We start from the raw sequence: 14,797 nt of genomic DNA on the forward strand, positions 1-14,797 counted from the left end.
TCCTATCTTATAGGTACGATTGGTCCAAACGGGTCAAATCCGCATAACTTTCACGGGCGACCACGCATTTGGCCTGCCCATTTTCCACGAAAACGACCGCTGGACGTGGGTTACGGTTATAGTTCGACGCCATCGAGTACCCGTAGGCTCCCGTGGCGAGCACCGCGACCAAATCGCCGGGAGCCACGGCCGGCAGGTGCGCCTGGTCGATCAAGATATCCCCGGACTCGCAGTACTTCCCGGCCAGATGGACCGGAGCCACTAACGGCGCGTTGAGATGGTTGGCACAGACCGCCTGGTAGTCGGCTTGATAAAGTGCTGGGCGAATGTTATCGCCCATGCCACCATCGACCGCCACGTACGACGTCAGTTCCGGGATGTCCTTGCGCGACCCTACCGTGTACAGGTTGTAGCCGGCCGGACCCACGATGGACCGACCGGGTTCAAGCCAAACCTCCGGCAACGCCAGGCCACGTAAGGCCACGCGTTTTTTAAACGCCGCGGCGATGTGGTCGATGAACGTTGCCGGACTCAACGGCTGGTCGACATCCGTGTAGCGAATCCCGAAGCCCCCACCAAGATTCAAGACCTCGGGAACGTAATCGAAGCGGTCCCGCCAATCAGCGGCAATGTCGACTAGTTTGTTGGCCAGCAGTTCAAATCCCTGTACCCCAAAAATCTGGGAACCAATGTGGGCGTGAATCCCTATCAGGTGCATCTGGGGGATGGCCAAGACTTGTTGGACCGCTTGGTCGGCCTGACCGGAATCGACGTCGAAGCCAAATTTACTATCGACCTGACCGGTCTGGATGTATTGGTGCGTGTGGGGCGTGATGCCCGGCGTCAACCGCAGCATCACCCAACACGTCGCGTTCTTTTCTAATAAAACGGTGTGCAATAACTCAATCTCGTAAAAGTTATCTAAGATGATGACGCCCACCTGCGCGTCGACGGCCTGTTCCAACTCCGCTCGCGATTTGTTGTTGCCGTGGAAACTAATACGTTCAGCGGGTAAGCCCGCCTGTAACGCCGTGTACAACTCACCGCCGGAGACCACGTCGGTGTGGATCCCCGTTTGGGTCACCAACTGGTACATCGCGACTGTAGCGAAAGCCTTACTGGCGTAACTGACTTGGTAACGCAATCCGTTAGCCTGTAAGCTCTCTTTAAAGGCTTGAATCTGCTGACGTATCGCCGCCACGTCATAGACCACTAACGGTGTGCCGTAGGTCTGCGCCAACTCAACGGTGTCGACGCCTCCCAGAAGTAAATGTCCCGCCGCGTTGGCGGTTAAAGCTGGTTTTTGCATATCGCGATACCTACCCTTCCATTGGGGTTCCGGGGACTAAAAAAGGATCTCTTTGCTCACGAAAACAAAGAGATCCCAGAATTATGCAAATTCTGTATCTTCACTCGTCGCAAGCGCCCCGTAGCCAATTGTTTAATGCTACGACAGTTCGGATCCTCTTGGTGACCCGTCCCAGCTCACTAGGGCCCGTATTCCCTAGCGCTTCGGCGACCGTCCCTTTCCATGCGGTCATGGTCCATACAGGGACTCACACATGTACTGATGTTGGTCGCAACCTCTATTGATGTAATTGAATTAAGATTATAGCAATTCTCATAATCCGTCAAGGGGTCTCATCATTTTTAACCTAGTTCTCACACTTTACAAGCCAATTTATATCGGTCAGACTTGATTTAATCCCAAAAACTGCTAAAGTCGTCATTAAAAATAAATTAGGTTTTTTCAACCTATGAGGTGATAAATGTGAAAGTCGTTAAGTTTGGTGGCAGTTCATTAGCCACCGGCCAACAAGTTAATAAGGTCGTCAATATCATCAAAGCTGATCCGGACCGGCAAGTCATCGTGACCTCCGCCCCTGGCAAACGGTTCAAAGGGGATACCAAGGTGACGGACTTGCTGATTCAATACGCGACACAAGTTCAACAACAAACGGATTACCAGCCCACCGTCCAGGCGATTTTAGCCCGGTACCAAGCCATCAGCGACTACTTTGAACTCCCCGCCGACACCCTGAACCAGATTCAAGCTAAGCTGACCGGACTGGCCACCACGACCTTTACCGATGCGGACCACCAACTAGCCGCCTTCAAGGCTCACGGCGAATGGCTCAACGCCATTTTGATTGCGGCCGTGTTGACCCACCAAGGCATTTCTGCCAAGTTCATGGATCCCAAGACCGCAGGCATCCGCGTTTCGGGTCAGCCCAACGACGCCGACATCTTGCCGGAGACCTACACCAACCTGGCGCAATTGCACGCCGGTGATACCCGGTTGGTCTTTCCCGGCTTCTTCGGTTACACCCCCCAAGGCAGCCTATTTACCTTTGCCCGCGGCGGTTCTGATATCACCGGAGCCATCTTGAGTCGCGGCTTTAGTGCTGACTTATACGAAAACTTTACCGACGTCGACGCCATCTATGCGGCCAACAACCACGTGGTCGACCACCCGGCCATCATCCAGAAGATGTCCTACCGGGAGATGCGAGAACTCTCCTACGCCGGCTTCTCTGTATTCCAAGACGAAGCCATCATTCCGGCGGTCCAAGGACAAGTCCCCGTCAACGTCAAAAACACCAACAATCCCGAGGCGCCGGGCACCCTGATTGTGCCGTCGCAGTTCGTCTTCAATCCCGCTTGTCCCATCACCGGGATTGCCAGTTCGAACCGTTTTTCGGCGCTCTACTTACACCGCTACCTGTTGAACAAGGAAGTCGGCTTCACGCTTAAGCTCCTGGAAATTTTCCAGCGATACAACATCTCTTACGAACACATGCCTTCCGGAATCGATGACCTGACCATCATCTTCGACCGGAGTAAACTGGACGAAGCCACCATCAAGCACCTGTGTGCCGACGTCCGCAAAACGTTGGCTCCGGATTACATGGAATGGATCGACGACTACGCGATCATCATGGTGGTCGGTGAGGGCATCGCCCACAACGTCGACACCATCGGTAAGGTCATCGATTCACTGACCGAAAATAATATCGCCATCCACATGATCAACCAAGGGGCGTCCCGGATTTCTATCATGCTTGGCGTTCAAGCCGGCGATGCCGACAACGCCGTCCGCCAAATCTACCAGACCTTCTTTCAACCTAGCGAGGTGACCACTCATGATTAACCTATTGCGAGCTCACGGCTCCGAAAACCAATTCTTCATTCTTGACCAGACCCAACTTTCAACGCCTTTGACCGACACCGAACTCAGCCACTTGGCCCAAGTCATTTGTCAGCCCCACGCGACTTCTTTGGGCAGTGCCGACGGCGTGTTAGTGGTCAACACCACCACCCACCCCGACTGTCTGGGCGAGATGCGCATCATCAACGCCGACGGTAGCGAGGCCAAGATGTGTGGAAACGGATTGCGGACGGTGACCCGTTATTTAGCCGAAAAATCCAACCAGACCCAATTTAAAATTGCGACCCCGTTCATGGATTTGGCCGTGGAACAAGCGCCTGATTTAGCGCCCAACGTCCCGGCCTTTAGCGTGCAGATTGCCCCCATTTCAATGGCGGCTTCCGATTTACCGTTGCACTACCACGACCAAGCCGTTTTGAATGATCAGGCCGTGCCCGAATTTTTACCCGACCAGACCTTCACGGCCATTGCGGTGCCCAACCCGCACCTCATCAGTTTTGTCGATAAAATCGATGAAGCCGCTCTAGGCCAATTAGGGCAAACGCTGAACGCCCCGAACCCCCATTTCACCGAGGGCGTCAACGTCAGTTTCGCGGAAATTCGGGGGACCAACCACCTTTTCGTGCAGACCTACGAACGGGGCGTGGGCTTCACCAACGCCTGTGGGACCGGAATGTCCGCTACCAGTTTGGCCTTCGCCCGGCAGTTCCCAAGGGCGTTTGATCCCACCACTCCCATCACCGTGCAAAATCCCGGCGGGGTCGTTCAAACCCGGGTGCACCTGGGGAAAACGGCGGCCACCAGTCAGCTTCACTTGATTGGTAATGGCACGTTCACGGCCCGCCTCACCCTGAGTGAAACGGCGCTCCATCAGGCCGATATCACCCAAGTTTTGGTCACCCCAACCACCGAAGAGGCTGCCTACCAGGCCTTTGTCGCCAGCACGGTTCCCGCTACAAAATAAGCTATAATGGCAAAAAAATCCCCCAGCAGGCCAACGCTTGCTGAGGGATTTTCTCAATCATTCTCTTTTTTAGGTGAAGCTAGTCTTTTTTCCGAATCGTAAAGCCGTGCTTACTGCCTTCGGAACGCCGACCACCATTGTCGCGCCGCCGGTCACGGTTGCCACCGCGGTGTTCGTTGCGGTCACTGCCGCCACGCCGGTTTCGGTCGTAGTGCCGGTGTTCGCCGCCACCCCGATGGTTGTTGCCCCGGTGATAACCGCCGCCACGGTGGTAACCACCACCACGCCGCTTGCCACCGCGCTTAGGCAATGGCCGTTCTGGCGTGATCTTGACGGGCACCTGACTGCTGTCGTCCTTGGTGACTTCGTTCAACAAGGCCGCGGCAATATCCGCTGCGTCGTATTCTTCCAACAAAGCATCCGCTGCCTTGCCGTACTTTTCGGTATCCGTCTTCGAAATCAAATCGCTGACGGCTTCCTTAGCCACGCCTAATTGGCCTACAAAAGCCTCTTCAGCCGAAGGTGGCTTCAATGGTAACATCCGCACCCGGGTCAACTTCTCGATTTCACGTAAGTAACCCATTTCGTTTGGCGTCACGAAGGTCATGGATACCCCGTGATTCCCGGCCCGGCCAGTCCGGCCGACCCGGTGCACGTAACTGTCAGGATCTTGTGGGATATCGTAGTTGTAGACGTGAGTCACATCGTTGATGTCGATTCCCCGCGCCGCTACGTCGGTCGCCACTAAGATGTCCAATTTACCGTGCCGGAACTCATTCATGATTTGGGTCCGACGCTTTTGCGTCAAATCCCCATGAATCCCAGCAGCGTTGTAGCCCCGGGCTTTAAGACCGTTGGCGATTTCGTCGACCCGACGCTTAGTCCGCGTGAAGACGATGGTCAAGTCCGGATCTTGGACGTCGAAGAACCGCGTCATGATATCGAATTTCTCAAAATCACGAGACCGGACGTAGTATTGATCGATCAAATCGGTGGTCAATTCCTTGGCCTTGATCTTGACGTGCTTCGGGTCCTGCATGAATTGCACCCCGACCCGTTTGATTTCGGGTGGCATAGTCGCTGAGAATAGCATGGTTTGCCGTTCTTCTGGCAATTGCTTGATGATGTCTTCGATATCATCCAAGAAACCCATGTTCAACATTTCGTCGGCTTCGTCCAGGACCAGCATTTGCACGTGGTCCAGTTTCAGCGTCCGGCGCCGGATGTGGTCTAATAACCGACCAGGAGTCCCGACCACCACTTGAGGATGGTTCTTTAAACTCTTGATTTGCCGGCGAATATCCGCCCCACCGTAAACCACTTGGACGTTGGCCCGTTCAGTCCGGCCTAATTTATAGATTTCTTCTTGAGTCTGGATGGCCAGTTCCCGCGTTGGGGAAACGACAAGGGCCTGCACGTTAGGATTTTTTTTGTCAATCTTTTCCAGAATGGGGAGTGCGAAGGCGGCCGTTTTACCGGTCCCCGTCTGAGCTTGGCCAATCACATCTTGGCCGGCTAACACCATGGGGATGGTCTCAGCCTGAATTGGGGTCGCTTCTTCGTAACCTGCTTCAGTCACAGCTTTCAGTAGGTCTTCGGAGAGACCCAGTTCTTTAAACTTCAAGTATAATTTCCTCCTAAATGAGTACGTCACCCTAGCGCTTCGTTAGTCTTGGAAAAAATCCGTTTTCCATAATAACGACTAACGATTGGCTAGGGCGGAGTAAGTTCGTTTCTTAAATTTTACAACTTAACCATCATACATCGTCACATTAAAATAAGCAACTTCCAAGACTCCGGGAAATTGCTTACATTCAAACTATTTTTCATTTTCTTGGCTCGGCAGTAATTTTGCCAAGACATTTTCGAGGTGAATCCCGTGCGAGGCCTTCAATAGGATCTGGTCGTTGGCCGTCAAAGTGGTTTGTAAGGCGGCCGTCACTCCCGCTAAATCGTCACTAGCAAAATGCGTCACTGGTAAATCCGGCGCCTGGGTGGCTAGTGCCTTTTGTAAGGCCTGCATCTGGGGGCCCACCAAGTAGACCTGCGCAAACTGACCGGTCGCCAGCGCGTCAGCTAAACCGGCATGTAAGGCTGGCGCCTGGTCGCCCAGTTCTAACATGTCACCTAACACCACGAGCCGCCGCCCGTTTGGCTTGAGCGGAGTTTGGGCAAAGGCGTGCAGGACCTGCCGGACCGCCGTGGGGTTGGAATTGTACACGTCACTGAGAATCCGTTCGCCCTGCTTTCCACTCATCCACTCGGCGCGGTTCTCCGTCAACGAGACTGTTTTAAGGGCCCGTTGCGCATTTTCCGGTTGAATCCGATAAATCGTCCCGACCGCGAGCGCCGCCAACGCGTTCTTAACGTTGTATTCCCCAATCATAGGTAACGTAAAAGTCACGTCCGGCCACTTGTTGGTCGTAAAACTGGTGCTGGTGGCCGCACTGGTCACGTCGGTAGCGTAATAGTCATCATCGTCGTGCCGACCAAAGGTGACCTGTTGCTGGGGCAAATCCGTCACCCGCTCACGCAACAACGGTTCGTCACCGTCGTAAACGAAGAGACCATCATCGCTAAGGCCGTGGGTGATTTCAAATTTGGCGTCCGCAATCTTATCGCGGGTCCCAAAGAACTCGATGTGGGCTTCCCCAATCATGGTCACAACGGTCACATCCGGCATCACCAGCTTACTCAAGAAGTCCAATTGCCCCGGGCGGTCCATCCCCATCTCGACGACTAACATCTCGGTGTTGGGTTCCATCGATAGCACCGTCATCGGCACGCCGATTTCGTTGTTGAAGTTAGCGTGGGTCTTGGTCACGTTGAACTGGGTGCTTAAAATCGCCGCAATCATATCCTTGGTCGTGGTCTTCCCGTTACTGCCAGTGACGGCCACCACCCGGGGATTGATTTTGGTTAAATAGTATTGGGCCAGGGTCTGCAAGGCGATCAGTGAATTTTCGACTTGGAGCACCGGAAAGTCAGCCGGCGCCTGGGCGAGATCCTGCGCCCACAAAGTTGCGACCGCACCATGATCAATCGCTGATTGAACAAACTGGTGGCCATCTTGTTCCCCGGTCAACGGGATAAAGAGTCCCCCCGGTTGCAGGTGCCGACTGTCGAACGCAACACTGGTCACGTTCACGTCTGCCCACTGGTCATAATCATTGATTGCTCCAATCGCGTGGGCAATCTCTGCAAGTTGCATCTTCATCTTATTTACTCCCATTTTCGCGGGATGCTTAGGTCCCGCGTCATTCTGAATACCGGCGTCAAACACCGCCGGCCTAAAACTCTGATTTCCATTATACCATTAATTGGCTCAGACTAATAAAAACCCCTGACGGTCACCGTCAAGGGTTCGATTATTAGTTAACGTCAGTCGCGGTCTTATGAGCCGCGCTTGCATCATAACAAAGTTAGATTAAATCCGCAACCGCCCCAAAGGCCTGATTGTCATGAATCGACAACGCCCATTCTCGGGTGGTCAGGTCGTAGCGTAAACTCGCGACTTCCTTGGAGTCGGCGTACACCTCTTCTTGTAGATGCCAAGTTGCCTGGCGCTCCGGGTGTTGAACGGCGCGCACCGGAATCATGTAGACTCGGTGGCGTTCGACCAGCTGATCAAAGGCGATGACCGCCCCGTCCAACAACCCTTCCGTCAGCTGTAACAAGATTTCGTGGGGCACATCGCTGATGGCTAACGGCCGGGCGAAGACCCACCGGTTGTTGTGCATCGACCGCAAGTGGCGCTTAATGCTCACGTCGAGCACGTGGCCGAAGTTGGGTAACTTCCGGTAATAAATCTTGTAAAAGCCGTCGCGCAGGGTCAAAAATGCGTAGTTGTTTTGGAGTTTAGCATAAAATGGCGTCCGCAGATGGGTTTCCATGTGTCCCAGATACAGCAATTCAGCAATCTCACTGGGCAACAGAAAATCTAGATCATCTGCATGAACGTAATCCAGCCACTTGACGGCTTGTTGGTGCTTCGCTAAGAGGTAGCGGCGTACCTGGGCTTGACCGGTCACCGTTTGAAAACGCGTGTGCGGATTCAACGTGACCGCGTCGCCCACTTCCGGATTCAGAAGCAGCAACTGATTGGGGACTTCCGGCACCCCATTTAAAAAATCAGCCGGTGAAATTCCTAACGAGTAAACCATGTTCGTGACGGGCTCTAAACTGAGATAGACAAAATTTCCACGCATGCGCTTTTACACTCTTTCTACTGAAGTTCCCTTTCCATTGTACACCGAAAACTTGCCCAGCTTACCGTTTGCATTGTTACATTTTCTCGAGGCGTTCGATCCGTTTGGCAATTGGCGGGTGGGTCGCAAAGAGGTCGCCAATCTTGTGTTGATGCTTAAACGGGTCACCGATGTACATCGCCGCACTGCTGGGGTCGGCGGCTTGCATCGGTTCGCTATCGTCAATCTTACGCAACGCCATGATCAACCCTTGGGGGTTCCGCGTTAATTCGACGCTCGAGGCGTCCGCCAGGTACTCGCGATTACGCGACAACGCCATCTGGGCGATACTAGCAGCTAACGGTGCCAAGAAGATCAACAGGATGGACACCACCAACTGGAGGATGCCCCCCGCCGAGTTGTCGTCGTCATCGTCACGCCGGCCCGCGCCGAACCACATCAGATTCGAGGCCAGGTTGACCAGAAAACTAATGGCCGCGGACAACGCCAAGGCAATCGTCTGTAAACGAATATCGTAGTTGCGCACGTGTGAAATCTCGTGGCCAATCACGCCCTCGAGTTCCTCGCGGTTCAAGCGTTCCAACAGCCCCGTAGTCACGGCTACCACCGACTTTTCGGGACGGTTACCGGTCGCAAAGGCGTTGGGACTGGGGTCGTCGATGATAAAGACCCGCGGCATGGGCACCTGCCCTACCATGGCCATGTCTTCGATCAGGTGCCAGAGTTGTGGCGCCTGGTCGACCGAGTGAATCTCCTGGGCGTGGTTCAAATCCATGACCACGTTGGTCGAATTGGCGATCATCAGGCCCATGTAAATGGCCGTGACGATGGCTGCCCAAAAACACCCGGCTAACCAGCTACCGGCAAAGAGGTCGCCTAAGGCCGCACCCAACACAACGACTAACGCCGCAAAGCCGGCCATGACGTAGCCCGTACGCCGTTTATTCATGGCAATTTGTTCATACAACATCACAATCGCCTACTTACTTATCGCCGTTCAGGTCGTCAAAGTTGACCTTCGGCGTCGTCTTTTCTTCTTCCGGCACTTCCAAGTAGGCTTCCTGCTGGAAGTGGTGAACCTTCGCCACCAAGTTAGCCGGGAAGGATTGGACCTTCATGTTCAGACTGGCCACGGTACTGTTGTAAAGTTGCCGCGAATAGGCAATCTTATTTTCCGTGTTGGTCAGCTCTTCCATTAAATTACTGAACTACGTGTTCGCTTTTAGATCCGGATAGTTTTCCGCAACCGCGAATAGCGACCGCAAGGACCCAGACAAGGCGTTGGAAACTTCCATGGTCTGTTGCCGGTCCCCCGCCGGCACCTCCGTCAATTGATTCCGCAGGTTGACCACTTTGGTCAAGGTCGCCTGCTCGTATTTGGCGTACCCCTTCGCGGTGGAAATCAAATTAGGAATCAAATCATTCCGTCGTTTGAGTTGCACGTCGATTTGACTCCACGATTCTTGTACGTGCGTGCGGATCTGGACGAAACCGTTATATAGGGCCACGTACCAGATGACCAACACGACCACGATAATAATGGCAATGATCCAAGCCATCGCTACCACTCCTCCAATTAAATTTGTTAGACTAATCATAACAAACGCGGTAGACCGGTACCAGCATCTACGCGCTAATTTAGAAATTCCTTTAGGAGGTTCACCACCTATGCAGCATATCCTATTCGTTTGTCTGGGCAACATCTGCCGTTCCCCCATGGCCGAAGCCATCGCCACTCAGACCATCGACCAACACCACTGGCAAGACCAGTTTCGTGTTGAGTCGGTTGCAACGAGTCCCGAAGAAGAGGGGAACCCGCCACACCCTGGTGCCTTGAAGGCCATGCGCGCTCACGGTCTCGACGCCAGTGCCCACCGTTCGCGCCCCATCACGGCGCAAGACTTCGACTGGGCGGATACCATCATCACCATGGACCACGCCAACGTGGCCAACTTGAAACGCATGGCGCCGTCTCCTACCGACGCGGCCAAGGTCCAGTTGTGCTTGGACATCTTCCCCGACAGGCGGGGCCAAGCCATCGATGACCCTTGGTTCACTCACAAATTCGAGTTGACCTACCAGGAACTGGCCGCGGCCGTCCCGGCGTGGTTGACCAAACTCCAAAATACCGATTAAGCCAGCAGGCCACTAGCCAAAACCGTAACGTATCGTTGCTATTCTTGCTAGTGGCCTGTTCGCAGTTATTTTTGTTTATCTGTCGGCTCCGACGTATCCCTAGACGTCTGATCCTTGTCACGATGGTTCTTCCATAACAGGAACCCAATGATGGCTAACAGCAGCAGGATGATGAGGCCGCCCGCTAAGAACCACCAGAAGTAGCTCGGCGCTTGCGGCTGGTTGTAGCGATTGGCGAACTGCTTCAACTGTTGTTGCGTCACCGTGAAGTTTCTGACGAAGTGCCAGTGGTAGCCGCCCTTGGCCGTGGCGTCCAACGTCATGGTGTATTGGCCCGCTTTCAACTGGGTGTTGCCCCAAGGAAGCGAATAGGTAAAGTGGCTGTTGGGTGCCATTGCCAGGTTGCCCTTGGTATTTTGCAGGAGAATTTTACTGCTGTTGAGTTTGGTAACCTGCGTCTTGATCTTCAGGTTACTCATAATGCCCGGTTCCGGGTTTTGGAGTTTGGCGTTGACTTGGTTGAGCGAATTGCGCTGCCCCGCTTCTACTGATAGTAGATTCAGGTTTGGGGCCACGTCGACGGCTGCTTCGCGCAACCGGACGCCAATGACGTAGGCAAAGCTGTTGGTCAACGACACGCCCTTACTTGACTTGTCAGCGTCCTTCCCCAACTTACGGACGTTGATGCCGCCCAGAATCATCCCGTTAATCCGTTTGGCTGGCATGGTCAAATGAACCGACACGTCTTTGGTCTGCTTCGCGGGTACCGTGACCGTCGGCACCTTTTTCGCCCCGAAGACGTCCTTGATGCTGACCTTAAGTGACGAATCCAACTGCGGGTTAGTTTGGCTATAGTCGATCACCCCGTTGTCATTGGTCACCGCCTGATTCACGTTGACCTGAAAACGCTGGGATTTCTTGGTCTGGTTGGTGATGGCGACCGTCAGCTTTTCGTGTTGCTTAGGTTTCACGCGCAACGCAAAGTACGTTGCGCTACTGTCGTCTTGGTTCTTGGGCAACACGGCATTGACCGTATAACCCACGCTGTCCGCGTGACTGAGTTGCGGCCAGCCTAAAAAGGTTAACCCCACGGCCCCTAATATTAACGCCCATTGCCAAAATCGTTTCATGATTCCCCGCCCCCATAATTGACTCCAAGATGCCCTTATTATAGCAAACTCTAACCCCCGTGTCCCTAATACTAAGTCGCCTATCCGAGGGATTATTTTCGTGACGGAACAAACTAAAAACGGACCAGCAATTAACTGCTGATCCGTAGTGTGTTCCAAGTTGAGTTCGAAGTTAAGAAGCTGGCGTCGTTGCGGCTCCTGATGGGGCGTTGGTCAACGTCCAGGTCAGATTCGACGTGTAAGTGCCCGCAAGGTTATTTTGCGCTACGTTTAGGGTGGCGTTAGTGTACGGCATATTCCAGGTTCCTAAACCAGATTTAACTGCCGCTGTCGCCACTGGAACGTTACCCGATGAACCGTCAGTATTTAGTATTACATTGCTAAACGTTGGCATGTTGGCCGTTGCATCCGCATTATTATCCGTAGTTTCTGATGTTGGTGAACCTGCAGTCAAGTTAAGGTTGCTGGCTTTCAAGACGTCTCCATTTGTAGATGTCATTGGCCCACTTGCTACGGTCACGTTCCACCCAGTCGCAATCCCAGGGTTAATTACCGTTACGGGAGCCAGTGTATTGGCCGTTACATAATGAGCCTCACTCGCGGAGGTGTCGATGGTCTGCGTTCCAAATTGAAACCCCGGCACGCTCTGCAATTTAATCCCGCCAGCTAGTCCGTTAGTGTTTCCATCACTACTATCACCCGAGAAACTTTCAGCATTTAACGTCACATTCGCCGTGGTAGTCGATGTCCCAGAAACGGGACTACTGGAACTAGAACTAGAACTAGCGTCGTCGGCATTTACCGTAATTCCGCCAGCTACCAGGAACCCCGCTAGTGTCGAAGCCGCCACTAGTAGGCGTAAAATTTTCTTAGTCATCATTGCTCACTCCTCAGTTTATGAACACCGGTTTTACCGGCTTAGCTGTCACAACCTCATCTCTCTGTCAGGCGCTCCCTGGCCCCTGTAATCCAAAAGTCAATGACTCGGTAGTGCCAGCAGAAATTCATTTCCACCTTTTAGCAGACGTATAATAAATTAAATCAGTACCTGCAGTCCTTAAGTAACCCCACCAGCCAGTCAAATAAACTAATGGGACATCCCAAACCTTTTTCGCATCATCCGATAATTCAGTAACCTGATTTTCTGTTTAAAGTGGCATGGATTCCTAATCTACCGCGATTTAGCCAATTTTGTAAGTTAACCTACATTTTCGAAATACTGATCGATCAGCGACTCCGCGTCAAAATTAAACGGTTACAAAACCAAATCACCAAGGCCAGCTCGTTCAAGCCATCGATGGTTTATAAGTATAATAGCACGCTCACCTACCATTGTCCATAATTTGTCTGGTGGGTAATTGGCATTTTTATGTTTTTCACCGTTCACTTTGCCAACGGGGCCCAAATCATGCCCGGCAATCAGCGTGATGATGGGCTTTAATCACGACCCTGTATCGCTTGTCCCCGACACTAAAACGGCCCACAATTAAAATTTTAAAGTCTCTGCTAAAAGCCGTTACAGTGTAAACGAGTTTACTGTTAAAACGAAACCGTCCGGACCAGCACTCATGCTAGTCCGGACGGTTATTTGGTTAGGTTTAATTATTGAAGCTACCGGCGAAGCCCTTCCGAACGGATTCTGGCGCTTGCTTGTATGGCATCTTTTGCACGTACTTGCCCCGAATCATCAAGCGGTTGGCCCCAGTCGCATCACAGGTAATCAGCGTCACCAGCTTACGCTTAGTCTGGTTGACTACCTGCACGTCGGTCGGCGGGATAAACTTGCGGACCGTCACCTTGTATTGATAGACCGTTTTGGCGTTGGTCAAATAGATGCTCTGGCCTAACTTGGTCTTGAAATAAAGAGGACTGAACAGCACCGTGTGTGACACCATGTGGTGACCAGCTAACGGGTAGTTACCCTCCCCCATCTTCTGGTCGGGCCGCATGGTCCCCGCTGTGAGGGCCAGAACTTCGTTACTGACTCCTTTGCCGATCGGCAAATGGATATTCGACTGGGGCAAGAGAATCTGTCCCACCACGTGAATATCCTTAGACTTCAACCGGGCTTTCGCCACCGTTGAAAAGTCGAGTGATTTTACTTTTTTAAAGTCATAAGTGGCTTTCTTCTTTTGGTTGCGCCGGACCGACCCGGTCGTGACCTTGGGTTGATAGGAGGACACCATCCAGGTCTTGATCTGTTCGTTAAAGATAAGTCCCAACGAGACCAGGATCAAGAGTAGGAAAATCAGTGTGCCCCACCAGCGGCGGCGCTCGTTCTTTTGACGCATCCTAACCCAACTCCTTCCCCAATTCCCCTTGATTTTACCGCAATTGGTCGAAGAAAGTCTATAGCTAGCCGATGAGCCCCGCAAAAATCACCGCCGCGGCCTTGAAATTTGGCTACCGCTGGACCGAATCGATCAGTTCCTGCAAACTCGCCACGTGGTAGCGGTCCATCACGGCCGGCAGCTGGTCGATGATGTCGACACAGGCCGTCGGGTTGCCGTACGTCGCCGCGCCGATTTGGACCGCATTGGCACCAGCCAGATAAAACTCCAACACATCTTCAGGCGTGAAGACCCCGCCAACCCCGTCAAGGTGTTGATCAGCGTCAAGCCGGCGGCCCCGCCTGCTTCGGCCGCCTGGGCAATCGGCACGATGTCGGTCACGTTCGGCGTCAATTTCACGAAGACCGGCTTAGTCACCGCATCCGTCACCTGTCGGGTCAACGTTTCGACCGTGTGCGGGTCCGTGCCAAAAACCAACCCGCCCCGCTCCACGTTAGGACACGAGATGTTGAGCTCTAACCACTTGACGTTGGGCGCGCTGGCCACTTGTTGGGCCACCGCAACGTATTCGGCAAACGTCGCCCCGGCGATACTGCCCATAACGGGTAAATCCGGGTAATGCGTCGCCAGCCACGGCAACTTCTCCGTCATTACCGTCGTAACGCCCGGGTTCTTCAACCCGATAGCGTTCAGCCAGCCCCCACTGGTCTGCGCTGTAGTCGGGGCTGGGTTCCCTGCCCGCGGGTCTTGAGTGGTCGACTTGATGACGAACGCGCCTAACTGGTCGAGCGCAAGATCTTGGGCCATCTCCTGACCGTACGCGGCGGTACCACTAGCTGGCATCACCGGGTTCTGCAGGGGCACCCCTGCCAGTTGGATACTTAATCGTCCCATACTTT

At 53.4% G+C, this 14,797-nt stretch carries 11 protein-coding genes, 2 pseudogenes and 1 riboswitch; of the genes and pseudogenes, 3 read left to right on the top strand and 10 right to left on the bottom strand.

Translation table 11 applies throughout. The features are described from left to right. Window positions 1-7 precede the first annotated feature (7 nt). A complete protein-coding gene (gene lysA / locus DXH47_RS07105) occupies window positions 8-1,309 on the bottom strand; it encodes a diaminopimelate decarboxylase (RefSeq protein ID WP_129032671.1) in 1,302 nt (433 codons plus the stop codon). Between the two features lie 103 nt (window positions 1,310-1,412). Further along, window positions 1,413-1,597, bottom strand: a riboswitch (Lysine riboswitch). 174 nt (window positions 1,598-1,771) lie between these two features. Between lysA and DXH47_RS07110 the strand changes: the two genes are divergently transcribed. Together DXH47_RS07110 and dapF are read left to right on the top strand one after the other, a co-directional pair. Continuing rightward, a complete protein-coding gene (locus DXH47_RS07110; RefSeq protein WP_129032672.1) occupies window positions 1,772-3,151 on the top strand; it encodes an aspartate kinase in 1,380 nt (459 codons plus the stop codon). Continuing rightward, window positions 3,144-4,133, top strand: a complete 990-nt coding sequence (dapF, locus tag DXH47_RS07115) for a diaminopimelate epimerase (protein ID WP_129032673.1) — start codon at window positions 3,144-3,146, stop codon at window positions 4,131-4,133. The genes DXH47_RS07110 and dapF overlap by 8 nt, the downstream gene beginning before the upstream one ends. Before the next feature lie 79 nt (window positions 4,134-4,212). Here dapF and DXH47_RS07120 read toward each other — a convergent pair whose 3' ends face one another. The 5 genes and pseudogenes from DXH47_RS07120 to DXH47_RS07140 all read right to left on the bottom strand — a co-directional run bounded on the left by DXH47_RS07120 (window position 4,213) and on the right by DXH47_RS07140 (window position 9,900). Next, window positions 4,213-5,757, bottom strand: a complete 1,545-nt coding sequence (locus DXH47_RS07120) for a DEAD/DEAH box helicase (RefSeq protein WP_129032674.1) — start codon at window positions 5,755-5,757, stop codon at window positions 4,213-4,215. Between the two features lie 195 nt (window positions 5,758-5,952). Then, on the bottom strand, window positions 5,953-7,350 hold the full coding sequence (locus DXH47_RS07125; protein WP_129032675.1) for a UDP-N-acetylmuramoyl-tripeptide--D-alanyl-D-alanine ligase: 1,398 nt from the start codon (window positions 7,348-7,350) through the stop codon (window positions 5,953-5,955). 205 nt (window positions 7,351-7,555) lie between these two features. Further along, a complete protein-coding gene (locus tag DXH47_RS07130) occupies window positions 7,556-8,341 on the bottom strand; it encodes a hypothetical protein (RefSeq protein WP_129032676.1) in 786 nt (261 codons plus the stop codon). A 76-nt stretch (window positions 8,342-8,417) separates the two neighbouring features. After that, a complete protein-coding gene (gene htpX / locus DXH47_RS07135; RefSeq protein ID WP_129032677.1) occupies window positions 8,418-9,311 on the bottom strand; it encodes a zinc metalloprotease HtpX in 894 nt (297 codons plus the stop codon). A 13-nt stretch (window positions 9,312-9,324) separates the two neighbouring features. Continuing rightward, window positions 9,325-9,900 (bottom strand): annotated as a pseudogene (locus tag DXH47_RS07140) (LemA family protein). Window positions 9,901-10,009: 109 nt separating this feature from the next. On the opposite strand from DXH47_RS07140, the gene DXH47_RS07145 reads away from it, so the two are divergent. Then, window positions 10,010-10,477 (top strand): low molecular weight protein-tyrosine-phosphatase, encoded by a 468-nt coding sequence (locus tag DXH47_RS07145; RefSeq protein ID WP_129032678.1) that lies wholly within the window; start codon window positions 10,010-10,012, stop codon window positions 10,475-10,477. Window positions 10,478-10,542: 65 nt separating this feature from the next. On the opposite strand, the gene DXH47_RS07150 is transcribed toward DXH47_RS07145, so the two are convergent. From DXH47_RS07150 to DXH47_RS07165, 4 genes and pseudogenes are all read right to left on the bottom strand, one after another. Further along, window positions 10,543-11,607: a DUF916 and DUF3324 domain-containing protein gene (locus tag DXH47_RS07150; protein WP_129032679.1), complete on the bottom strand. Its 1,065-nt coding sequence runs from the start codon at window positions 11,605-11,607 to the stop codon at window positions 10,543-10,545. A 172-nt stretch (window positions 11,608-11,779) separates the two neighbouring features. Further along, window positions 11,780-12,484, bottom strand: coding sequence for a WxL domain-containing protein (locus DXH47_RS07155; protein WP_170954979.1), 705 nt, complete (start codon window positions 12,482-12,484; stop codon window positions 11,780-11,782). A 721-nt stretch (window positions 12,485-13,205) separates the two neighbouring features. After that, on the bottom strand, window positions 13,206-13,898 hold the full coding sequence (locus DXH47_RS07160; protein ID WP_129032681.1) for a class A sortase: 693 nt from the start codon (window positions 13,896-13,898) through the stop codon (window positions 13,206-13,208). A gap of 112 nt (window positions 13,899-14,010) precedes the next feature. Next, window positions 14,011-14,792 (bottom strand): annotated as a pseudogene (locus DXH47_RS07165) (dihydroorotate dehydrogenase catalytic subunit). Between the last annotated feature and the right edge of the window lie 5 nt (window positions 14,793-14,797).

Source organism: Levilactobacillus suantsaii, assembly GCF_004115745.1.
Taxonomy (GTDB): domain Bacteria; phylum Bacillota; class Bacilli; order Lactobacillales; family Lactobacillaceae; genus Levilactobacillus; species Levilactobacillus suantsaii.